The following is a 22,273-nucleotide window of genomic DNA, read 5'->3' as shown; positions in this document are numbered from 1 at the left end:
GCCCACCAGCCGGTGCTGCCGAGCATGTCGGTGCCGCCGGCGAGGTGGCCCGCGCCGTCGCCGGTGTAGAGCTTGAGGTTGTTGCTGGCGTCGATGCCGGCGATGTCCTGCTTGCCGTCGTTGTTGAAGTCGCCTGCGGTGATGCCCTTGAAGCCCGCCCACCAGCCGGTGCTGCCGAGCATGTCGGTGCCGCCGGCGAGGTGGCCCGCGCCGTCGCCGGTGTAGAGCTTGAGGTTGTTGTCGGCGTCGATCCCGGCGATGTCCTGCTTGCCGTCGGCGTTGAAGTCGCCTGCGGCGATGGACTTGAAGTTGGCCCACAGGCCGTTGTCGCCGAGCATGTTGCTGCCGCCGGTGACGTGGCCGGCGTTGTCGCCGGTGTAGAGCTTGAGGTTGTTGTCGGCGTCGATCCCGGCGATGTCCTGCTTGCCGTCACCGTCGAAATCACCGGCCACCGTCCGAGCCGGGCGGTCCGTGTCGGCGGGGGCACCGTCGATGATCTTGTCGTAGCGGCGGGGGCTGAAGGTTCCGTGCCCGGACCAGTACGGGTAAGGGATCTCCCGGTGCACTGCTCCGACCCTGCCGGCCTGCTCGTAGGCGTCGTAGCGGGTGTGCTCCGCGTTGGTCCAACCGTTGAAGATGACCACGTGGCCGAGGGCGCCCGGGTCGGGGTTGAGCAGGATGTCACCGGGCTTGAGGGACTCCTTGGAGATGGAGGACGTGAATTCCAGCAGGGTGCCCGTCGTCTCGCCCCAGTTGTTGGCGGAGGACGAGGAAAGGTGCCAGGCCATGGAGACGAAACCCGAGCAGTCCGTGCGGTAGCGGCCGTTCGCGTCGGTGCGGTAGCTGGTCATGCTGTACGGCACTCCCGCGTCCACCCACGTCTTGGCCCGGGCTATGACCTCGGAGCGGCTGATCTGGCCGGCCACGTCGGACGCCGCCGCGCCCTGGGGCGGGGCCAGGAAGGGCGAGGCCTTCTTCTGGCCCGCGGAGGCCGCCGCGTTCAGCTGGGCCCGGGTGGCCGTCGTCGGGTTGGGGACGGTCGGGCTGAACGGGGTGATGGTGCCCTGGTCGGCCTGGACGGCCGTGGAACCCGGCGCGGGCGTCTCGGCGGCGGTCGCCGGAACGGTCGTGGTCAGCACGACCGAGGCCAGACCGGCCGCGAGCAGTGTGGTGATGGACGTGCGGCGCAGAGCGCGGGACATGCGTGTTCTCCAGTGGTGTGCGGGCAGGCCGAAGTAGCGGCGCGGTGCCGTAGCGGTGAAGTGGGGCGGACGGGCGACGGGCGTGGCGGAAAGATCACGCGGGCCGGAAGCTGGTCGGTGGAAGCCTCTGAGCGAGGCGCAAACGATGAAGTCGGTGGATCAGGTGAGGCGGAGGACGAATCCGTGCACGGCGGTCGGAGCGGCCACGCGGTCCAGCAGGGTGTGCATTTGCTGCCGTGCTGTCCCGTGACACCGAGCGCGGACGAAGAGCACGACGTCGAGACCACCGTCGGTGGCGGGCCTGGCCCGCAGGTGCTCCAGCCCGTCGGCGGGTCTGGCATGCGCCCAGACGAGGTCGTGGACGAGCGGGACGGCCGTCGCGGTGCAGAGAGCGTTCATGGAGGCCATGCAGGCGTGGACCACCTGCATGGGATCAGTCCCAGCCCATGACACGCATCTCGGTTGCGGAGTCAGCGGCCCGGACGGAGTCTACGGCGATGACCGGACGGTCAGCGGCCTGGACCGAGTCCCGGCCGATCGCAACGGAGCCGCTGTCGAGGGTGGCGGGGCCGAAGGCGGCACCACCGGACAGGAGGGCGGTTAAGGCGGCGACGGCGCCGTACCGGGCGCTACGGGACAAGGTGAACCCCCTGGGACTTGCACGAACGATGGCGGACGAGTGCTCAGCTGTTGCCGGACCGGCCTGTTGACCCTGGTCTGGGGTGGGGCTCCTGCCCCGCCGTCCCGGTGATCAATATCTTGCTAACCTGCGAAAGCCTGCGGAAGGGGATGAACATGTCACCAATGGGACTGGCAGCTTGGTGCCACCCATGGGCCCGTCCGCAAGGCGATGGAGATCAACTTCCCTGAGGGTCGGCCAACCCTCGGCGGAACATCACAGCTGGGGGGCTGAGAACGTTGCTGCAGGCGTTAGGGCTGACGGATCGGGCCGAAGCCGTTTATAGAGCACTGGTCGCCGAACAGGCTGGTGGAGTGGCCGAGTTAGGGGAGAGGCTCGGCATGGGGGAGTCCCAGGTACGGGCCGGACTCGACGAGCTCGTCGATCTGGGTCTGCTCACGGACTCGAGGGACACACCGGGGGCGCTCCGGGCCGTCAGCCCCGAAGCCGGTCTCGAACAGCTTCTCCTGCGCCAAGAGCAGGAGCTCGCAGACAAGCAGCGGGAACTCGCACTGAGCAAGGCGGCGGCGGCTCGTGCCGTCGCGGAGTTCGCGGGCCTGCGGCCGAACACCCGGACAGACGGTGCGGAGCGGCTCGTCGGCCTCGACTCCATACAGACCCGGCTGGAGACGCTCGCCCGGGGGCTCACCCGTGAATGCCTCGCGATCATGCCCGGTGGAGCCCAGTCCCAGGCCAGCCTGGACGCCTCCAGGCCGCTGGACGAGCAGGCACTGGCCCGGCGGGTCGGCATGCGGGTGGTGTACCAGGACAGCGCCAGGAACGACGCGGCGACGCTCGCCTACGCCCAGTGGACGCAGGGACTGGGCTGCCAGGTACGCACCAGCCCCGTCCTGCCGCCCCGCATGCTGATCTTCGACGGTGAGACCGCACTGGTCCCGATCGACCCGGCGCAATCCCGACTCGGTGCCCTGTGCACGACGTCCCCGGGGATCGTCGCCTCGCTCGTCGCCCTGTTCGAGCAGACCTGGGAGACCGCGGTACCGCTCGGAGCGGACCGTCGGCAGAGGTCGGAGGACGGCATCACCGCCGGGGAACGACGGCTGCTGAAGCTCCTGGCGGCGGGGATGACCGACGAGGCCGTCGGCAAACGCCTGGGGGTCTCCCTGCGCACCGTACGACGGCAGATGTCGGCGCTCATGGAGCGCCTCGACGCCACCAGCCGGTTCGAGGCCGGGCTCAAGGCGGCCCAGCGCGGTTGGCTCTGAGCAGCAAGGGACGAGTCCCGGGGTCCGGCATTGGCCGGGCCCCGGCTCCGCACCACAACGGGATGCCGTTGGCTAATTCGCCCCGTTGAGCTTGTGCTCGGCGGGGCGAAGTGCTGTCAGGTGGGAGGTGCGGGTGCGGGCTCGGGGCCTGTTGGTGCTCCAGGCGTCCATGCGTGCGAGGTTGATCGCGGTTGCGGTGAGTTGGTGCTGGAGCCGGGTCTTGGCGAGCCCGTGGTAGCGGCATTGGCGCAGGCCGGTGACTCGGACGGCGTGGGAGATGGTGCCCTCGATGCCGTTGCGGGCCGCGTAGCGTTCCCGCCACTCGGGGGTTCCCTCTGCGGCGCGGGCCTGCCGGATTGCTTCGTGTTCGGCGCGGGGCCGGAGCGTGATCTCTCGGTGGGGCCGGGTGGTTGAGTTGATGCACTGGGGCCGGGAGGGGCAGGCGCGGCAGTCCTTGGGGGAGAACTGGATCCGGATGACCGGGGTGCCGCGGTGCGAGAGCGCGTCACGCCACTGGCCGGTGGTCATGCCGTTCGGGCAGGTCACGGTCTTGTTGTCCCAGTCCACGGTGAACGCGTCCTGCCCGTAGGGTCCGGTGGCCTGGGCGGTGGTGTTGCCTGCGATGGGGCCGGTCAGGGTGACGCCGTGCCGGGTCTGGGCGGTGACGATGCGGGGACCGTCGAGGTAGCCCGCGTCGAGCAGGTGTTCGCCGGGCAGCAGGTCTTTGCCGGCGAGACTGTCGTGGACGGTGTCGGTGGCTTTGAACCCGTCCCATTTGATGTCGCGCTTCACGCTCGCGCGGGCCTCGGTGTCATAGGGGCTGACCAGGCGAAGCGCCCGGCGGGCACTCTTTTGGGTCCCGCCACCTCACCTCGCCCTCCGCGTCGACCGCATACTGCTGCACCCACGCGCGACGCAGGGTCTGGACGGCGGGCAGCTCGCGCAGCCAGCAGGGCGCGTGAGCGGCGTGCACGTCGGTGAGCAGGCGCATTCCGTCCCAGCCGGTCTGCTCTGCCAGCTCAGTGCGCCTGCCGCGACCCGAGGGCAGCCAGTAGTCCTCCGGCCGGGTGGCATACCGGTCGAACCATGCCGGATCGGCATGGCCGGTCAGCCACTCAGGGGCGGCTGCCGCGACCGCGTTGAGCGCCGCCCGCAGTGTCTCGATGACGAACTCCAGCCGGTTCAGCGACCGGATCGCGGCCAGCACATGCGTGGAGTCCGTCCGCGCTCGCCCCGGCGGCTTCAGCACACCTGCCTGCCGGGCGGCGTCCAGGACCCGGTCGAAGACCATCTGCCCGGCCTCGGCCTCTACCAGCCGGGCACGGAACTCGCACAGCACAGAGTAGTCGAACCCCGGATCGGTCAGTTCCAGGCCCAGGGCGTACTTCCAATCAATCCGGGCCCGCACCGCCAAGGCCGCCTGCCGGTCGGGCAGGCCCTCGGCGAACTGGAGCACCGACGCGCCAGCCGGCCCGGCGACCACGCGGGCTTTCCCCGGGCCGGGAACAGGCCGGTGAACTGCTCATCGGTGAACAGCACCCCCAGCTCGTCCCGGAGCCGGATCGCCAGACTCCCCTTCGGGAACGCCGCCCGAGCCACCCGCACCGTCTCCGCCGGAACATCCCCCGGCTCCTCCGGCTGCAACGACATCGACACCCTCCCCAAACGACAACATCGGCCTCCAAGACCACAACCGGGTCTTGAAGGCCGACGTCACGCCCGGCCCCGCATTAGCCAACGGCATCCCCTTCCGGGCGGGGGGCCGTTGCCCTACAGTCACCTGACGCCTCGTCAGATTCTGAAGGGACCGCAGATGCGCCTCGGACTCGCACTCGGCTACTGGGGCCGCGGCCCCCACCCCGACCACCTCAACCTCGCCACCGAGGCCGAGAACCTCGGCTACCACTCGGTCTGGACCGCCGAAGCCTGGGGCTCGGACGCCTTCACCCCCCTGACCTGGATCGCCGCGCACACCTCCCGGATCCACCTCGGCACGGCCATCGCGCAGATGGCCGCCCGCACCCCGACCGCCACCGCCATGCACGCCCTGACCCTGGACCACCTCTCCGGCGGCCGGATGACGCTCGGCCTCGGCCTGTCCGGGCCACAGGTCGTCGAGGGCTGGTACGGGCGCCCGTTCCCCGCCTCACCGCTCACCGCCACCCGCGAGTACGTGGACGTCGTCCGGCAGGTGCTGCGCCGCGAAGGCCCGGTCGCCCTGGACGGCCGCTTCCACACCCACCCGTACCGCGGCGAGGACGGCACCGGCATCGGCAAACCGCTGAAGCCGATCACCCACCCGCTGCGGGCGGACCTGCCGATCCTCCTCGGCGCGGAAGGCCCGAAGAACATCGCCCAGACCACCCGGATCGCGGACGGCTGGCTCCCCCTGTACTGGTCCCCCACCCGCACCGACGTCTACCAGGCCTCCCTCACCGACCTCCCCGAGGGCTTCATGATCGCGCCGATGGCCCGCGCCAAGGTCTGCGACGACGTCGCCGAGGGACTACTCCCGGTCAAGGCGATGCTCGGCTTCTACATCGGCGGCATGGGCCACGCGGCCCGTAACTTCCACGCCGACCTGATGGCCCGCATGGGCTACGAGGAGGAGGCCCGCCGCATCCAGGAGCTGTTCCTCGCGGGCCGCAAGGAGGAAGCGGTCCTGGCCGTACCGGACGCTTTCGCCGACGAGATCTCCCTCATCGGCCCCAGGGAACGGATCGTCGAACGCCTCGACCTCTGGCGCAAGGGCCCCGTGACCGACCTCCTCCTGACGGCCCCGGACCCCCACACCCTGCGCGTCCTCGCGGAACTCAACAGCTGAGACGGGGACCTCAGGATTCGGCCTGCGGCACGCACTCCAGCAGTTCCCGCACGTCCAACGGCATGACGGCGATCTCGATGCTCCCGCCGCCGTCGTAGGCGCAGGTGACGATCCGCGAGCCGGGGTTGATGACGATCCCCTCCTTCACGGAGGGCACCCGGATCCCGGTGGCCCGCCCGCCGGGCAGCGCCACGGGCTCCCCCCGCTGCGGAACCCACCGGGCCACGCCTTCCTCGGCGTACACCCGCCCGGCCCGCCACCGGCCCTCCCCGGCCGGAATCCGGACCATGCAGGGGATCCCGGGCACGGGCCCGGCGGCCGTCCGCGCACGATGCTTGCGCCGCAGCAGCCACCCGGCCCCCACGGCGGCGAGGACGGCCACCACGATCTCGATCACCCACCCATTGTCCGGGTACGGCCCGGTGGCCGCGCCGTTGCCCTGGCCGGGCGGGTGCGGATCCCGTCCCGGGCGGTGCGGGTCCCGTCCCGGGTGTGGCCCGGTGGCCGCCGTTGCCCTGGCCGGGCGGTGCGGGTTCGTTGTCCGGGTGCGGCCCGGTGGGCGCGCCTCAAGCGCCGGCGGGGCTGGGGTTGGGCTTCGGGTGGGGCGGTGCCCCTGCGGGGGCTCTCCTCGGCTCGCGCGGCGCGGCCATGGTCATGCGGTGCGACCCGGGTTGCGCGCTCGTCCTGCGGGGAGCCCCCGCAGTGTCACCGCCCCACGGCCCGTGGGAGGAGGCGGGCGGATCCGCCCGGGGTGGGGGTGTGGGGACGGTGGGGGGTGTCCCCGCAGGACGAGCGCGCAACCACCCCGTACGGCCGGGACATGCCCGCGCCGCGCGAGCCGAGGAGACACCCCCCGGCGGCCCCACACCCCCACCCCCACACTCCGACCCCGCCCAGGACGGCCAACCCCAGCCCCGCCGGCGCTTGAGGCGCGCCCACCGGGCCGCACCCGGGACGGGACCCGCACCGCCCGGCCAGGGCAACGGCGGCGGGGTCAGCCACCCAGCTGGGACACGCTCGGAACCTTGTCCGTCACCGTCGCACCCGCGCTCTGGCCCGCTTCCTTCACACTGCTGATGACACTGTCGAAGGCGTCGATGTCACCGTCACCCGCCTGCCCCTTGCGCAGCTTGCTGCCGAGCCCCTTGAGGGACGCGATGCCCGCCGTCAGCGGGGCCACCGCCTTCGCCAGCAGCGGGTCGCCCTTGGCGTTCTCGGCCGCCGCCTTGAGCCGGTTGTACGCGAACGCGCCCGCAAGGCCCGCCTTGATCAGCGCGAAGGTGCGTCCCTTGGCGCCCTTCTTGAACTTGCCCGCGCGGTACGGCTTGACGATCCACTGGTAGGTCGCACCGGCCGCGAGCCCCGCGTTGGCGACGAAGCGCGTCTTCGCGAACTTCTGCTTCTCCGCGGACGTGCTGGGCGATGGCGTCGCGGCGGCCAGTTCGTCGGCCTCGGCGGCGACGGGCTCCGCCGCCGCGAGGGCGGCCAGCTCCCCCATCGACGCGGCGGAGAGCTCCTCGCGCGGGCCGTTCCCGCCACTGCCGCACGCGGTGGCGCCGACCATCAGCGCGGTGGACAGGACCACCGCCGTGAGGGCGCGGCGGAATCGGACGGTCGTGGAGACGGGCGGGGGCACGGGCACGGGCACGGTTTCCTCCGGGAATGAGGCGTCTCCCGCAGCCTCACCCCGGTCCCCCGCCTCCACCACCCGGGGGACCCGTTCGGGTTTACGACGCGTCAGGGCGGCAACACGCGCCGCATGAGCACTCACACACGAGTACGCACCCGGGGAAGCAGTCAGGCAGGCCGCGCCGTCGCACTGGTGGCGGACGTGCTCGCCTTCGTCATCGGACTCTGGATCCTGCTCTACCTGCTGGAGGCCAACCAGGGCAACGCCCTGGTCGACCTCGTCCACGACGTCGCGTCCTGGCTGGCGGCCTGGTCCTACGACCTGTTCACCTTCAGCCGCGAATGGGTCCAGGTCGTCATCGGCTACGGCATCGCCGCCGTGGCCTACCTCCTCGTCGGCCACGCCGTCGCCGGCTGGCTCTACCGCCGCTGAGCCGGCCGTCCCGTCGGCCTCACCCGCAGCAGTCGGGCTCCAGCCCGGCCGGGAGCGAGGTCCCGCCGAACACCTCGGTGGTGGCCTCGTCGCCGCCGAGCGCGGCGACGGCGAGCAGCAGGGACCCGGCCGTCCAGGTGGTCTGCTCCACCGGCCAGACAGCCTCGTCCTGGAACACGTACCCCGTCCAGTACATGCCGTTGTCCGCGCGCAGGTGGGTGATCGACCGCAGGATCTCCAGCGCCCGGTCCGACTCCCCCGTCGCCCACAGCGCGAGCGCCAGCTCGCAGGACTCGCCGCCCGTCACCCACGGGTTGGGCAGCACGCAGCGCACGCCCAGGTCCGGGACCACGAACTCGTCCCAGCGCTCCTCCATGCGCGCCTTGGCCTCCGAACCGGTCAGGGCCCCGCCGAGGACCGGGTAGTACCAGTCCATCGAGTAGTGGTTCTTGTCGAGGAACCGCTCCGGGTGCCGCCGGATGGCGTGCCGCAGCGCGCCCGCCGCGAGCTCCCAGTCGGGCTGCGGCTCCTCGCGGTGCTCGGCGATGGCCAGCGCGCAGCGCAGCGCCTGGTGGATGGAGGAGGAGCCGGTGAGGAGGGCGTCGGTGACGGCCGTGCCGTCCGCCTCCCGCTTCCAGCCGATCTCGCCGCCCGGCTGCTGGAGCGTCAGGACGCACTCCACGGCCGCGTAGACGGCCGGCCACATGCGGTCGAGGAAGGTGTCGTCGCCGGTGGAGAGGTAGTGGTGCCACACGCCGACGGCTATGTACGCGGTGAAGTTGCTCTCGCGGCTCGCGTCCTGCGGCTCCGCGGTGTCCACACCGTCGGGCCGGTCGGCGTAGGCCGCGTACCAGGAACCGTCCTGGTTCTGGTGCCGGGCCAGCCACGCGTACGCCCGCTCCGCCGCCTCGTGCTCACCGGCCGCGTCCAGCGCCATCGCGGCCTCGGTGTGGTCCCACGGGTCGAGGTGGTGCCCGCGGAACCACGGTATGGCCCCGTCGGCGCGCTGTGCGGCGAGGATCCCCGCCACCGTCCGGGCGGCCTCCTCGGCCGTCAGTACGCCGTCCAGGACCAGGTGTTCGGTGCGCCCCGGCGTGCTCACTGGGCCGCGCTGACGGGGAGGTGGGGCTTGGTCGCGTACGCCACGAAGCTCTTGCCGATGAGAGGGTTCAGGGCCTGCTCGGCGAGCCGCGTGGCCAGCGGCTTCTTCATGATGTCCCAGACCAAGAGCTTGTGGTACGCCTTGACGGGCAGCGCCTTGTCGTTGTCGACGCCGAAGGCGCACTTGAGCCACCAGTACGGGGAGTGCAGCCCGTGCGCGTGGTGCGTGCCGTACGGCTTGAGGCCCGCGGCCTTCATCTTGCCGAGCAGCTCGTCCGCCTTGTAGATGCGGATGTGGCCGCCCTCGACCTCGTGGTAGGCGTCGGAGAGCGCCCAGCAGATCTTCTCGGGGCCGTAGCGCGGCACGGTGATGGCGATGCGCCCGCCGGGCTTGAGCACGCGGACCATCTCGGCGAGCACGCCCTTGTCGTCGTGGATGTGCTCCATCACCTCGGAGATGATGACGACGTCGAAGGAGTCGTCGGGGAAGGGCAGTGCGAGCGCGTCGCCCTCCATGGCGGTGGCGGTGGCCCCGGCGGGGGCCTCACCGGCCTCCTTCATCGCTGCGAACCACTTGGCGACCTCGCGGATCTCCTCGCCGTTGCGGTCGACGGCGACCACCTGCGCGCCTCTCCGGTAGCACTCGAAGGCGTGCCGGCCTGCGCCGCAGCCCAGGTCGAGTACGCGGTCGCCTGCGGCGAGCGGGAACCGGGAGAAATCGACGGTCAGCACGGGGTCCTGCCTTCGCGGTCGCGGGGGTGTTCGGGGATGGGGAAGAAGCGGGGGAAGCGGAAGGTCAGCGCGCCGGGCGGGTCCGGCCGGCGGCGGCCCGCTCGATGGCGGCGCGGTAGTGCGCGACGGTGCCCTTGGCGGCCGCGGCCCAGGTGAACCGGGTCAGGACCCGTTCGCGCCCGGCGGCGCCGAGGCGGGCCCGCAGCTCCGGATCGCCCAGCATCCGGCCCAGCGCGGCGGCCAGCGCGCCCGCGTCGCCTGGGGGCACCGCGAGGCAGGTCTCACCGTCGGGTCCGGCGACCTCGGGGATCGCACCGCCGGTGGTGGCGACGAGCGGCGTGCCGGTGGCCATGGCTTCGGCCGCCGGGAGCGAGAAGCCTTCGTAGAGGGAGGGCACGCAGGCGATCTGGGCGCTGCGGACCAGGTCGACGAGCTCGGCGTCGGTGATGCCCTTGACGAAGCGGACCGCGTCCTGGAGGCCGTACGTCTCGATGGCGCGGGCGACGGGGCCCTGCTCGGCGCGCTTGCCGACGACGACGAGGTGCGCGTCGGGCTGCTCGGTACGCAGCTTCGCGAGCGCCTCGACGAGGTACACGAGACCCTTGAGCGGCACGTCGGCGCTGGAGGTGGTGACGATGCGGCCCGGCACCTCGGCCACGGACGGGTCCGGCGACCAGAGGTCGGTGTCGGCGCCGATGTGCACGACGTGGATGCGCTCGTCCCGGACGCCCAGGTGCTGGGCGATCTCCTGCTTGGAGGACCCGGAGACGGTGAGTACGGACGGCAGCCGGCGGGCCACGCGGCCCTGCATGCGGGTGAAGGCGTACCAGCGGCGCACGGAGGCCCGCTTCAGCCGGCCCTGCGCGGCGTCGAGGTCGAGCCCCCGGTCGACGGTGATGGGGTGGTGGATCGTCGTGACCAGCGGGGCACCGAGGTCGGCGAGGAGGCCGTAACCGAGCGTCTGGTTGTCGTGGATGACGTCGAAGTCACCGGCGCGCGCGGCCAGATGGCGGCGGGCGCGCAGCGAGAAGGTCAGGGGCTCGGGGAAGCCGCCGGTCCACATGGTGGCGACCTCGACGGCGTCGATCCAGTCCCGGTACTCGTCGCGCTTCGGCGTGCGGAAGGGGTCCGGGCTGCGGTACAGGTCCAGGCTCGGGAGCTCGGTGAGCGAGGCGCCCGTGTCGAGCACCGGGTAGGGCTGCGCGCCGATGACTTCGACGGAGTGACCCAGTTGTACGAGTTCGCGCGAGAGGTGGCGGACGTAGACGCCCTGGCCGCCGCAGAACGGGTTCCCCTTATAGGTGAGGAGCGCGATGCGCAGCGGGCGGTCGCCGTCGGCGACGGAACCCGCGAAAGGGCTCGTCACCATGGCCTCAGCGGTCACTCTCGGCCCCCTTCTCACTGCAACTTTCGCCGGAGCGTAACCGCTCGGATAATGTAGAACAAGTTTCAGACTTGATCCGTCGAAGACCATTGAATCTACCGGCCGGAAACCACACCGTAAGAGGCGGAGCAGGTGATTCGCGCCACGGCTCCGGCGCCTGCGATGCTGGCCGCGGACCAGCCCGGATTCAGCCCGCGCAACGACACGGAACGGGACACATGACAGTGGAAGTGAAGGCCGTCACCACACCGGCGTCGCCTCCCCTGACGGAGCGCCAGGAGGCACGCCGCCGCCGGATCCTGCACGCCAGCGCACAGTTGGCCAGCCGGGGCGGATTCGACGCGGTGCAGATGCGCGAGGTCGCGGAGGCGGCGGGCGTGGCCCTGGGCACGCTCTACCGCTACTTCCCGTCCAAGGTGCACCTGCTGGTCGCCACCATGCAGGACCAGCTCCAGCACATGCACACCACGCTGCGCAAACGCCCGCCGGCCGGGGACGACCCGGCGGCGCGGGTCGCGGAGACCCTGATGCGGGCCTTCCGCGCCCTCCAGCGGGAGCCGCAGCTGGCCGACGCGATGGTGCGGGCACTGACGTTCGCGGACCGCAGCGTGAGCCCCGAGGTGGACACGGTGTCCCGGCTGACGACGGCGATCATCCTGGACGCGATGGGCCTGGAGCAGCCGCCGACGGCGGAACAGCTCTCGGCGGTCCGGGTCATCGAGCACACCTGGCACTCGGCGCTGATCACGTGGCTTTCCGGCCGCGCCTCGATCGCCCAGGTCAAGATCGACATCGAAACGGTGTGCCGCCTGATCGACCTGACGTCCCCGGAAAAGGCCTGAAGCCGCCGCTGGGGGGCGGGATCGGGGGCTGACCGGGCCGGATGGGGCGGGGCGGGGCGGCTTCGGCGGGCGGGAGCCACTCGGGCGGCATCAGAGAGGCGCATGGGGGTTTCCCGTCAGTCTCATCGTCTCTCCGTGTCGGGCCGGTCCCTCAAGGGCGCTCGTTCCTCGCGTCGCTACGCGATGGCCTGCGGCCACCCTTGACCGACCGTCCCGCCCCGGACATACGAAGACTGCCGGGAAACCCCCAAAGGAACGGACCGGGCGTTCAAGGATCAGGACGGGGCGGTCGGAGATGTGCTGCCCGGTCGGGCGTGGGGGACGAGCAGGAGACGGGGCCCATAGGAGCGGCCTGCCGTGTCGGGGGAAGCGCGTCCAATCGCTACGCGCTCCTCGTCCCTCAGCGTCCGCAGACCGTCCGGGGCTGGTCATAGGCCGCCCACGACCTCGGGTGTTGCTCACTTCTCGCGTCCGGCGACCGTCTGTGGCCGGTCATGGCGCCCCTCACGGGCCACCCGGCCGGGCGGGGCGTCTCCGACCGCCCCGCCCTCGCCCTACTCTCCTCCACTCCCCCGACTCCCCCTGCTCCCCTGCTCCTCTACTCCTCCGGCGGGAAGACCGGCTCTCCCGTCGCCGCCAGGGTGATCAGGATGGCCTCCACCGGGCAGCCCTCCGCCGCCGCGAGGGTCGGCTCGTTCGCGTCCGACTGGGGTGTGCGCGGGTGGGACTGGCGTGCCGAGTCCAGGACGAAGCCGTCCGGGGCGTGGTTCACGCACATGCCCGAGCCGATGCAGACCCCCCGGTCCACCTCGACCTGCCAGCGGTCACCCATCAGGCACCCGCCTCGCCGGCGCCGGATGAATACGTGGCCGGGAGGTGGATCATCTTGTGCTCCAGGTACTCGCCCAGGCCCTCCGGGCCGAACTCCCGTCCCAGGCCGCTGTTCTTGTAGCCGCCGAACGGTCCCATCATGTCCAGGCTGAAGGTGTTCACGTTGAAGGTGCCGGTGCGGATCCGGCGGGCGAAGTCGATGCCGCGCTCGACGTCGGCGGTCCAGACGCTGCCGCTGAGGCCGAAGTCCGAGTCGTTGGCCACCCGTACCGCCTCGGCCTCGTCCCCGTAGGGGATCAGGCAGACGACCGGGCCGAAGATCTCCTCGCGCGCGATCCGCATGGAGTTGTCGACGTCACCGAAGAGGGTGGGCTCCACGTACCAGCCCTGCTCCAGGCCCGCCGGGCGGCCGCCGCCCGCCAGGACCTTCGCCCCCTCCTCCTGCCCGATCCGGATGTAGTCCAGCGAGCGCTGCTGCTGCCGCTGGGCCACCAGCGGGCCGAGCTGGGTCGCCGGGTCGAGCGGGTCGCCGACGACCAGCGCGCCGGCCGCCGCCGCGAGGGCCTCGGCCACCTCCTCGTACCGGCTGCGGGGGGCGAGGATGCGGGTCTGGGCGACGCACGCCTGGCCGTTGTTCATCCAGGCCGCGGGCACGATCCCGGCGACCGCGGTCGCCACGTCGGCGTCCGGGAGGACCACGGCGGCCGACTTGCCGCCGAGTTCGAGGGTGACGCGGGTGAGGTTGCGTGCGGCGACCTCCATCACGCGCTTGCCGGCCGCGACCGAGCCGGTGAAGGCGACCTTGTCGATGCCGGGGTGCCCGACGAGGTACTCGCTGACCTCGCGGTCGGCGGGCAGGATCGACAGCACGCCTTCGGGGAGTCCGGCCTCGCGCGCGATGTCGGCGAGGATGTAGGAGTCGAGCGGCGCCTCGGGCGACGGCTTGAGGATCACCGTCGAGCCGGTCAGGAGGGCCGGCGCCAGCTTGGCGGCCGCCACGAACTGCGGGACGTTCCACGGGATGACGGCGGCGACCACGCCCACCGGTTCCCGGCGCACCAGGATGGGCCCGAGCACGCCCTGCCGGTACTCCTCGTACGGGTAGGCGCGGGCGACCGTGATCGCGGCGTCGTAGACCATCATCGGGCCGAGCGCCTGGGCGAGGACGCTCCACGAGTACGGGGACCCGTTCTGGGAGCTGATGGAACGGGCGATCTCCTCGTGCCGGACGGCTATCGCGTCCTTGATCCGGGCGACGACGGCGATCCGCTCGTCCAGGGTCATCCGCGGCCAGGGCCCCTCGTCGAACGCCTTGCGCGCGACGGCGACGGCACGGTCGACGTCCGCCTTCGAGGCGTGCGGGACGGATCCGATGACCTGCTCGGTGTGGGGGGAGACGACCTGGATGGTGTCGGTGCCCAGCGGATCCGTCCACTCCCCGCCGATGAACAGCTTTCCGTGTTCCACGAGCTCGGTCATGGCTGAGGCCTCCTGCGGCTTGGCGTTGCAGAACTGATACCAGTTCTAGTTAGAGGAGTCCACGGCCAGGACGGAACCTCCGCCACCGCAGCGGAGAAGATCGAACGACTAGCCAGAGAGCCGGGAAAGTGGTCGACTTGGGCTACTACTGAAACACGTTCTCGTCCGCGGGCGGGAACAGGGGAGGGCGGGCGCATGGCGGAGGGCGGGCGCATGACGGAGGACACGCCACAGGTCACCGAGGACACGCCACAGGCCACGGAGGACACCTCGCCGGTCACCGGCGTCACACCACACGTCACCGATCACGGCGGCGGCGTGTGGGCGATCAAGGTCCCCATCCCCGACAACCCCCTCGGACACACCCTCGTCCACCTCCTCGACACCGACCGCGGCCCGGTCCTCGTCGACACCGGCTGGGACGACCCCGCCTCCTGGGACACCCTCGTCGCCGGCCTCGCCGCACTCGGCACCGCCGTCACCGACATCCACGGCGTGGTCATCACCCACCACCACCCCGACCACCACGGCCTCTCCGGCCAGGTCCGCGAGGCCTCCGGCGCCTGGATCGCCATGCACGCCGCCGACACCGAGGTCGTCGTGCGGACCCGTGCCTCCGAACCCGGCGTCTGGTTCGACTACATGAGCACCAAACTCGCCGCCGCCGGAGCCCCCGAGGAGCACATCGCCCCGCTGCGCTCCGCCCGCGCGAGCGGCCGCATGCGGACCCTGCCCGGCCTGCGCGCCGCCGTCCCCGACCGGGAGATCGTCCCCGCCGAGCTGCTCCCCCTCGCCGGGCGCCGGTTGCGCGCGATCTGGACCCCCGGCCACACCCCCGGCCACGTCTGCCTGCACCTGGAGGAAGCGCACCCGGCGAACCTCCCCGGCAACGGCCGCCTCTTCTCCGGGGACCACCTGCTGCCCGGCATCTCCCCCCACATCGGCCTGTACGAGGCCCCGGAGGACACCCGCGTCACCGACCCCCTCGGCGACTACCTCGACTCCCTCGAACGCATCGGCCGCCTCGGACCCGCCGAGGTGCTCCCGGCGCACCAGCACGCCTTCACCGACGCACCCGCCCGCGTACGGGAGCTCCTCGACCACCACGAGGAACGGCTGACGGGCCTGTGGACGCTGCTGGCCGAGCCACTGACCCCGTGGGGCCTGGCCGAGCGGATGGAGTGGAACCGGCCCTGGGAGCAGATCCCCTACGGCTCCCGCAACATCGCCGTATCCGAAGCGGAGGCCCATGTGCGGCGGCTGGTGAAGCAGGGCCGCGCCGAGGCGGTGCCGGGCACGGACCCGGTCACGTACCGGGCCCTGTAAGGGGCGCCCGGCCCCTGCGCCCCAGGGCCCGCCGGTTACGGGCCGGTAGAGTGAACCTGTCGTCCACACCTCTGTACGGGGGGAAGCCGGTGCAATTCCGGCGCTGACCCGCAACCGTGACCCACACCCGGCGCCGCCCGGGCGGGGAGCCGGAATGCCCTGTACCGGAGGTGCGCGGCTCGTGCCGCCGGAGCCCCCGGCGGCCGGCACCGTCGAGGTAAACGGAGCCGGAGCCCGGTGCCTGTGCGTGCCTGCTGCCGGTTCCCCCGTACGAGAGGCACCACCCCCCTTATGAACGTCCGTCGCAGCGCAGCCGCGCTCGCCGCCTCCGCCGTGCTCTGCGTGGGCGCCGCCCCCGCAGCCCTCGCCGACACCGCGCCGCCCGCCTCCCCCTCCGCGCCCCCGGTCATCCCCTCCGGTCTGTACGGCAAGAGCGACCCCACGTACGACGGCGTGTGGCGGCAGTCCTTCGCGCTGCTCGCCCAGCACACGGTCGGCGTCGAGCCCGCCCGGGAGGCCGTGGGCTGGCTGCTCGGCCAGCAGTGCGCGACCGGCGGCTTCGCCTCCTTCCGCGCGAACGTCGCCGTGGACTGCGACGCGAACACGATGTACGACACGAACGCCACCTCGGCGGCCGTGCAGGCGCTGAAGGCGCTCGGCGGCCACGACGCGGCCGTGCGCAAGAGCGTGGACTGGCTGAAGTCCGTCCAGAACGAGGATGGCGGCTGGAGCTACGTGCCCGGCTCCCCCAGCGACGCCAACTCCACCGCCGTGGTGATCAGCGCCCTGGCCGTGGCGGGCGAGAAGCCGGCCGAGGTCAGGTCGAAGGCGGGCAAGTCGGCCTACGAGGGCCTGCTCCCCTTCCAGCTGGGCTGCACCGCCGAGCCGGCCGCCGACCGGGGCGCCTTCGCGTACCAGCCGGCCGACGGCAAGCTCCTCGCCAACGCCGACGCCACGGCCGCCGCCGCCCTGGCGGGCCTCGGCAAGGGCGCGGCCGTCGTCCCGTCCGCCGAGAACACCCCCGCCGCCCCGCTGGCCTGCCCGGCCGCGAACGCCGCCGACCCGGTGGCCGCCGCCCAGGGCGCGGCCGGCTATCTGGCCGAGGCCCTCAAGAAGGACGGCCACCTCATGGCCGTCACCCCGGGCGCGGACCAGCCCACCCCCGACACCGGCAACACCGTCGACGCGGTACTGGCCCTGGCCGCCGCCGGACACAAGGAGTCGGCGGCGGGCGCCCTGAAGTGGCTGGAGACCAACTCCGCCGAGTGGGCGAAGGGCAGCCCGGCCGCCCTGGGCACCCTCGTCCTCGCCACGCACGCCACCGGCAACAACCCGAAGTCCTTCGGCGGCACCGACCTCGTCGCCGCGCTGAACGCGACCGGCCCGGCCCCGCAGGGCGCGGACACCGAAGCGACCAAGGTGGACGGTGAGAAGGAGAAGCCCTCCGGCGGCCAGAACGTCTGGTGGATCGTCGGTTCGTGCGCCGCGGCCGGTGTCGGCATCGGCATCCTGCTGAGCGGCCGCCGGAAGAAGAACCACTCCTGATGCGCCGCCGCCTGCCCGCCGCGGCCCTCGCTCTCGGGATCACCCTGGCCCTGCTGGCCGCCACCCCGGCGCTGGCGGCCGGCTACCGCTACTGGTCGTTCTGGGACGGCTCGGCGGGCGGCCGGTGGTCCTACGCCACCCAGGGCCCCTCGATGGCCCGACCCGCGGACGGCGCCGTCCAGGGCTTCCGCTTCTCGGTGAGCAAGGACGCGGCGGCGCAGGCGGCACAGCCGCGCGCGGCGGCCGACTTCGAGACCGTCTGCGGGGCGACCGCCCCGACGGAGGGCAGCAAGCGGGTGGCACTCGTCATCGACTTCGGCGTCCCGGAGGACGCCCCGACGGGTGACACCCCGCCCGATACCGCCCCGCGCACGGCCTGCGCGCAGGTGGCCCCGGAGGCCACGACGGCCGAGGCGCTGGCCTCGGTCGCCAAGCCGCTGCGCTACAACGGCGCGGCGCTGCTGTGCGCGATCTCCGGCTACCCGAAGCAGGGCTGCGGCGACCAGGTCGCGGACGGTACGGCGGGGACCCCGGCCCCGTCGGCCCCGGCGCAGTCCGCCGCCCCGGATTCCGGCGGGGGCCCGTCCGCGGGCCTGCTCGCGGGCATCGCCGCGGTGGCCGCCCTGGCCGCGGCCGGCATCTGGCAGTCCCGCCGCCGCACCCGATGACCGGCCCCGGCGCCGCGGCGCACCCCGGCGACGACGCCGAGCCGACCACCACGGACACCGGCGCACCCCGGACCGCACCCGCCACCGGCACCGGCACCGGCACCGGCACCGGCAATGAGGGCACGCCAACCACCCGGGCGACCCGCACCACAAGCACCGGCACCTGCCGGGCCGCGCCCCTCACCGCCGACGGCAAGCCGGCCGCCGGGGCGACCCGCACTGCGGCCACGGGCACCGGTACCCGCCGGGCGTGGCCGCAGGCCCACCGCGCCCCCACCGGAGCCGCACCCGACGGCGTGCCCCCGGCCCGGCGGAGCCCGGCCGCGGCGCAGGATCCCGCGCACCGGTCGACGTACGAACGGTGGAGGCCTCCGCAGGCCGCTCGGGCCACCGCCCTGCACGCGGGAGCCTGGTGGCTGTGGGCCCTCGGCCTCGCCACCGCCGCCTCCCGCACCACCAACCCGCTGCTGCTCGGCCTGATCGTCGGCGTCGCCGGGTACGTGGTCGCGGCCCGCCGCACCGACGCGCCCTGGGCCCGTTCCTACGGCGCCTTCCTCAAGCTCGGCCTCTTCGTCATCGGCCTGCGCCTGGTCTTCTCCATGCTCCTCGGCTCACCCATCCCCGGCTCGCACACCCTCTTCACCCTCCCGGAGATCCCGCTCCCGGCCTGGACCCAGGGCATCCGCTTCGGCGGCCGCGTCACCGCCGAGCAGCTCGTCTTCGCCTTCTACGACGGCTTGAAGCTGGCCGCGCTCCTGGTGTGCGTCGGCGCCGCGAACGCCCTCGCCAATCCGGCGCGGCTGCTGAAGTCCCTGCCGGCCGCCCTCTACGAGGCGGGGGTCGCCGTCGTCGTCGCCATGACCTTCGCGCCGAACATGGTCGCCGACGTGGTCCGGTTGCGGACGGCCCGCCGGCTGCGCGGCCGCCCCACCGGCGGGGTGAAGGCGATCCTCCAGATCGGCCTGCCGGTCCTGGAGGGCGCCCTGGAGCGTTCCGTCGCCATCGCCGCGTCGATGGACGCGCGCGGCTACGGCCGCACTGCGAAGGTCCCGCCGGCCGTCCGGCACACCACCAACGTCCTCACCCTCGGCGGTCTCCTCGGCATGTGCGCGGGCACGTACGGGCTGCTCGCCGCGCAGGGCGCCGCGTACGGGCTCCCCGTGCTCGGCGTCGGCGCGGCCCTGGCCGTCGCGGGCCTGCGCCTGGGCGGGCGCCGGTCGGTGCGGACCCGCTACCGGCCCGACCGCTGGGGGCCGCGGGCCTGGCTGGTCGCCGGATCGGGCGCGGCCGTGGCCGCCCTGCTGATCCACGCCGGTTCCGTCGACCCGGCAGCCCTGCACCCGGGCGTGGTCCCGCTCGCGGCCCCCGTGCTCCCGCTGTGGCCGGCGGCCGCGATCCTGATCGGCCTGCTGCCCGCCTTCGTGGCACCCGTACCGCCCAAGGAGGCGTCGCAGTGATCCGCTTCGAGCAGGTGTCGGTCACCTACGAGGGTGCGTCCGCCCCCTCCCTGCAGGGCGTCGACCTGGTGATCCCCGAGGGGGAGCTGACGCTGCTGGTCGGCCCGTCGGGCGTCGGCAAGTCCACTCTGCTGGGTACGGTCTCCGGACTGGTCCCGCACTTCACGGGCGGCACCCTGCGGGGCCGGGTCACGGTCGCCGGCCGGGACACGCGCACCCACAAGCCGCGCGAGCTCGCGGACGTGGTCGGCACCGTCGGCCAGGATCCTCTCGCACACTTCGTGACGGACGTGGTGGAGGACGAGCTCGCCTACGGCATGGAGTCCCTGGGGCTGCCACCTGCGGTGATGCGCCGCCGGGTGGAGGAGACCCTGGACCTGCTGGGCCTGAACGAGCTGCGCGACCGGCCGATCGCGACGCTGTCCGGCGGCCAGCAGCAGCGGGTCGCGATCGGCTCGGTCCTGACCCCGCACCCGAAGGTGCTGGTGCTGGACGAGCCGACGTCCGCGCTCGACCCGGCGGCGGCGGAGGAGGTCCTCGCGGTCCTCCAGCGCCTGGTCCACGACCTGGGCACGACCGTGCTCATGGCGGAGCACCGGCTGGAGCGGGTCGTCCAGTACGCCGACCAGGTCCTGCTCCTGCCGTCGCCGGGCGCGACCCCGGTCATCGGAACCCCGGCCGAGATCATGGCCGTCTCCCCGGTCCACCCGCCGGTGGTCGCCCTGGGCCGCCTCGCGGGCTGGTCCCCGCTCCCCCTCTCGATCCGCGACGCCCGCCGCCAGGCCGCTCCGCTTGTGGCCCGCCTGTCGCTTGCGGCCGCCCCGGACCCCGCGCCTCGAACGCCGGCGGGGCTGGATGGCGCAGCCTCGGCAATTCCAGCCTCGCCGGCGTTTGAGGCGCGGGGGTCCGGGGGCGGAGCCCCCGTCGCCGGAGCCCCCGGGCTCCTCGCGCGCCTGCGCCGAGGCCGCGGCAGGCCGACCCCCGCCGCGGCCCCCCGGGAGGCCCCGGCCGAGGTCCACCGGGTCACCGTCCGCCGCGGCCGCGTACAGGCCCTGCACGGAATCACCCTCACCGTGGCGCCCGGCGAAACCATCGCCCTCATGGGCCGCAACGGCGCCGGCAAGTCCACCCTCCTCTCCGCCCTCGTCGGTACGGTCACCCCCACCACCGGCGAGGTGACCGTCGGCGGCCGCACCCCCCACCGCACGGCACCGCCCGAGATGGTGCGCCGCGTCGGCCTCGTCCCGCAGGAACCCCGCGACCTCCTGTACGCCGACACGGTCGCCGCCGAGTGCGCCGCCGCCGATTCCGACGCCGCCGCGCCCGCCGGCACCTGCCGGGACCTCGTCTCCGCGCTGCTCCCGGACGTCCCCGACGACATCCACCCGCGCGATCTCTCCGAGGGGCAGCGCCTGGCCCTCGCCCTGGCCCTGGTCCTCACCGGCCGTCCCGCCCTGCTGCTCCTGGACGAGCCCACCCGCGGCCTGGACTACGCCGCCAAGGTCCGCCTGGTCGAGATCCTGCGCGGCCTGGCCGCCGACGGCCACGCCATCGTCCTGGCCACCCACGACGTGGAGCTCGCCGCCGAGCTGGCCCACCGCGTGGTGATCCTGGCCGGCGGGGAGATCGTCGCGGACGGTCCGACCGCCGAGGTCGTTGTCTCCTCGCCCGCCTTCGCACCGCAGGTGGCGAAGGTCCTCGCCCCGGACCCCTGGCTCACCGTGCGCCAGGTCGCCGAGGCCCTGGACGCGGCGGAGGCCCCGTGAACCGTCCCGCCCGCCCCGTCCGGATCGGCCCCCGCGCCGCCGTCGCCCTGGTCCTCGTCACCCTCATCGGCGTCGCGGCCTTCGGCTGGCCGCTGCTCGCCGACCGGGGCTCGGGCCTCGCCCACGCACAGGACGCCCCCTGGCTCTTCGCCGCGCTCCTCCCGCTCCTGGTGGCGGTGGTCGTCGCGACCATCGCCGACAACGGCATGGACGCGAAGGCGGTGGCGATGCTCGGTGTGCTCGCCGCCGTCGGGGCGGCGCTGAGACCGCTGGGCGCGGGTACGGCCGGGCTGGAGCCCATGTTCTTCCTGATGGTGCTCAGCGCACGGGTTCTCGGTCCCGGCTTCGGCTTCGTCCTGGGCTCGGTGACGATGTTCGCCTCCGCCCTGCTGACGGGCGGGGTCGGGCCGTGGATGCCGTTCCAGATGCTGGCGATGGGCTGGTTCGCGCTGGGGGCCGGGCTGCTGCCGGGCCCGGAGCGGATCCGGGGCCGGGCGGAGCTGCTGATGCTGGCCGCGTACGGCTTCGTGGGCTCGTTCGCGTACGGCACGGTCATGAATCTGCAGGGCTGGGTGCTGCTGCAGGGCATGGGCCAGGGCATCTCCTTCCATCCGGGGGAGCCGGTGGCCGCGAACCTGGCGCGGTTCGCCGCGTACTGCCTGGCGACCTCGGTGGGCTGGGACCTGGGCCGGGCCGTACTGACGGTCGTGCTGACCCTCACCCTCGGGGCCACGCTGCTGAAGGCGCTGCGCCGGGCGACCCGCAAGGCTGCGTTCGACGCCCCGGTCTCCTTCAGTTCCTTCGATCCCGGGGCCGAAATGGAGCGCGAACCCGCCCTCGGGAGGGGTACGAACGGCAGCGGAGGGTGACATTCGGGGCCTCCCCCGGTGACCCGCCCCATAGGACGTGGGTCACATACGAACGCAGCTAGTAGGCCTCGGAGCCCCTGAACCCGCCCCCACGGGGTGTCGGTGGACCGCCCGCTGCGAGGGCCACTAGTAAGCGGGACCTTTGCCAGGGTGCCGGGGCGTCTGTAGAACTGGATGAGTCGCAAGGCGGCAGGGGTACTTCACCCGCCGCCGACGAACCTCTCTCCACCGCGTGAGTGGCTCACGCATGTCTTCGGCATGCCTGCGACCGCCCTTGTCC

General features: G+C 72.9%; 19 protein-coding genes, 1 pseudogene and 1 riboswitch. Of the genes and pseudogenes, 10 read left to right on the top strand and 10 right to left on the bottom strand.

Translation table 11 applies throughout. From position 1 onward, the window contains the following. Together ACZ4YL_RS40995 and ACZ4YL_RS40990 are read right to left on the bottom strand one after the other, a co-directional pair. The coding region (locus ACZ4YL_RS40995) for a C40 family peptidase (RefSeq protein WP_468123573.1) at positions 1-1,202 on the bottom strand (1,202 nt) is incomplete at its 3' end. 159 nt (positions 1,203-1,361) lie between these two features. Then, positions 1,362-1,601 carry a hypothetical protein gene (locus ACZ4YL_RS40990; RefSeq protein WP_468123572.1) on the bottom strand — a complete coding sequence of 80 codons (240 nt, stop codon included), beginning with the start codon at positions 1,599-1,601 and terminating at the stop codon, positions 1,362-1,364. A 519-nt stretch (positions 1,602-2,120) separates the two neighbouring features. Here ACZ4YL_RS40990 and ACZ4YL_RS40985 point away from each other — a divergent pair. Then, a complete protein-coding gene (locus tag ACZ4YL_RS40985) occupies positions 2,121-3,107 on the top strand; it encodes a helix-turn-helix domain-containing protein (protein WP_468123571.1) in 987 nt (328 codons plus the stop codon). Positions 3,108-3,179: 72 nt separating this feature from the next. Here the strand turns inward: ACZ4YL_RS40985 and ACZ4YL_RS40980 are convergent. Further along, a pseudogene (locus ACZ4YL_RS40980) lies at positions 3,180-4,757 on the bottom strand (transposase). A 163-nt stretch (positions 4,758-4,920) separates the two neighbouring features. On the opposite strand from ACZ4YL_RS40980, the gene ACZ4YL_RS40975 reads away from it, so the two are divergent. Beyond that, positions 4,921-5,931, top strand: coding sequence for an LLM class F420-dependent oxidoreductase (locus ACZ4YL_RS40975; RefSeq protein WP_468123569.1), 1,011 nt, complete (start codon positions 4,921-4,923; stop codon positions 5,929-5,931). Positions 5,932-5,941: 10 nt separating this feature from the next. On the opposite strand, the gene ACZ4YL_RS40970 is transcribed toward ACZ4YL_RS40975, so the two are convergent. Both ACZ4YL_RS40970 and ACZ4YL_RS40965 read right to left on the bottom strand, forming a co-directional pair. Then, complete coding sequence (locus tag ACZ4YL_RS40970; protein ID WP_266484699.1) at positions 5,942-6,328, bottom strand: hypothetical protein; 387 nt, start codon at positions 6,326-6,328, stop codon at positions 5,942-5,944. 597 nt (positions 6,329-6,925) lie between these two features. Then, positions 6,926-7,495 carry a hypothetical protein gene (locus tag ACZ4YL_RS40965; RefSeq protein ID WP_468123576.1) on the bottom strand — a complete coding sequence of 190 codons (570 nt, stop codon included), beginning with the start codon at positions 7,493-7,495 and terminating at the stop codon, positions 6,926-6,928. A gap of 195 nt (positions 7,496-7,690) precedes the next feature. Between ACZ4YL_RS40965 and ACZ4YL_RS40960 the strand changes: the two genes are divergently transcribed. After that, complete coding sequence (locus tag ACZ4YL_RS40960; protein ID WP_266391054.1) at positions 7,691-7,993, top strand: hypothetical protein; 303 nt, start codon at positions 7,691-7,693, stop codon at positions 7,991-7,993. A gap of 19 nt (positions 7,994-8,012) precedes the next feature. Here the strand turns inward: ACZ4YL_RS40960 and ACZ4YL_RS40955 are convergent, their stop codons facing one another. The 3 genes from ACZ4YL_RS40955 to ACZ4YL_RS40945 form a co-directional block, all read right to left on the bottom strand. Further along, positions 8,013-9,095 (bottom strand): prenyltransferase/squalene oxidase repeat-containing protein, encoded by a 1,083-nt coding sequence (locus ACZ4YL_RS40955; protein WP_468123567.1) that lies wholly within the window; start codon positions 9,093-9,095, stop codon positions 8,013-8,015. Then, positions 9,092-9,826, bottom strand: coding sequence for a class I SAM-dependent methyltransferase (locus ACZ4YL_RS40950; protein WP_030012203.1), 735 nt, complete (start codon positions 9,824-9,826; stop codon positions 9,092-9,094). Before ACZ4YL_RS40950 ends, ACZ4YL_RS40955 begins: the two co-directional genes overlap by 4 nt. A 64-nt stretch (positions 9,827-9,890) precedes the next feature. Then, positions 9,891-11,210 carry a glycosyltransferase family 4 protein gene (locus ACZ4YL_RS40945; RefSeq protein WP_468123565.1) on the bottom strand — a complete coding sequence of 440 codons (1,320 nt, stop codon included), beginning with the start codon at positions 11,208-11,210 and terminating at the stop codon, positions 9,891-9,893. A gap of 218 nt (positions 11,211-11,428) precedes the next feature. Between ACZ4YL_RS40945 and ACZ4YL_RS40940 the strand changes: the two genes are divergently transcribed. Next, positions 11,429-12,052: a TetR family transcriptional regulator gene (locus tag ACZ4YL_RS40940; protein ID WP_468123564.1), complete on the top strand. Its 624-nt coding sequence runs from the start codon at positions 11,429-11,431 to the stop codon at positions 12,050-12,052. Between the two features lie 598 nt (positions 12,053-12,650). Here ACZ4YL_RS40940 and ACZ4YL_RS40935 read toward each other — a convergent pair. Together ACZ4YL_RS40935 and ACZ4YL_RS40930 are read right to left on the bottom strand one after the other, a co-directional pair. Further along, positions 12,651-12,884, bottom strand: a complete 234-nt coding sequence (locus ACZ4YL_RS40935) for a ferredoxin (protein WP_468123562.1) — start codon at positions 12,882-12,884, stop codon at positions 12,651-12,653. Next, positions 12,884-14,362, bottom strand: a complete 1,479-nt coding sequence (locus tag ACZ4YL_RS40930) for an aldehyde dehydrogenase (protein ID WP_468123561.1) — start codon at positions 14,360-14,362, stop codon at positions 12,884-12,886. The genes ACZ4YL_RS40935 and ACZ4YL_RS40930 overlap by 1 nt, the downstream gene beginning before the upstream one ends. A 213-nt stretch (positions 14,363-14,575) precedes the next feature. Here ACZ4YL_RS40930 and ACZ4YL_RS40925 point away from each other — a divergent pair, with 213 nt between their 5' ends. From ACZ4YL_RS40925 to ACZ4YL_RS40900, 6 genes are all read left to right on the top strand, one after another. After that, complete coding sequence (locus ACZ4YL_RS40925; RefSeq protein WP_468123559.1) at positions 14,576-15,688, top strand: MBL fold metallo-hydrolase; 1,113 nt, start codon at positions 14,576-14,578, stop codon at positions 15,686-15,688. Between the two features lie 81 nt (positions 15,689-15,769). Beyond that, positions 15,770-15,839: riboswitch (cobalamin riboswitch) on the top strand. A 140-nt stretch (positions 15,840-15,979) separates the two neighbouring features. Beyond that, a complete protein-coding gene (locus ACZ4YL_RS40920) occupies positions 15,980-17,233 on the top strand; it encodes a prenyltransferase/squalene oxidase repeat-containing protein (RefSeq protein WP_468123558.1) in 1,254 nt (417 codons plus the stop codon). Further along, positions 17,233-17,901 (top strand): SCO2322 family protein, encoded by a 669-nt coding sequence (locus tag ACZ4YL_RS40915; protein ID WP_468123556.1) that lies wholly within the window; start codon positions 17,233-17,235, stop codon positions 17,899-17,901. Before ACZ4YL_RS40920 ends, ACZ4YL_RS40915 begins: the two co-directional genes overlap by 1 nt. A 296-nt stretch (positions 17,902-18,197) precedes the next feature. Further along, positions 18,198-19,358 carry an energy-coupling factor transporter transmembrane component T gene (locus ACZ4YL_RS40910; RefSeq protein WP_468123574.1) on the top strand — a complete coding sequence of 387 codons (1,161 nt, stop codon included), beginning with the start codon at positions 18,198-18,200 and terminating at the stop codon, positions 19,356-19,358. Further along, a complete protein-coding gene (locus ACZ4YL_RS40905) occupies positions 19,355-21,124 on the top strand; it encodes an ABC transporter ATP-binding protein (RefSeq protein WP_468123555.1) in 1,770 nt (589 codons plus the stop codon). The genes ACZ4YL_RS40910 and ACZ4YL_RS40905 overlap by 4 nt, the downstream gene beginning before the upstream one ends. Beyond that, positions 21,121-21,993, top strand: coding sequence for an ECF transporter S component (locus ACZ4YL_RS40900; RefSeq protein WP_468123554.1), 873 nt, complete (start codon positions 21,121-21,123; stop codon positions 21,991-21,993). Before ACZ4YL_RS40905 ends, ACZ4YL_RS40900 begins: the two co-directional genes overlap by 4 nt. Positions 21,994-22,273: the final 280 nt, after the last annotated feature.

This window comes from Streptomyces sp. NPDC030021 (assembly GCF_055574035.1).
This window is presented reverse-complemented; position numbering and strand designations above follow the sequence as displayed.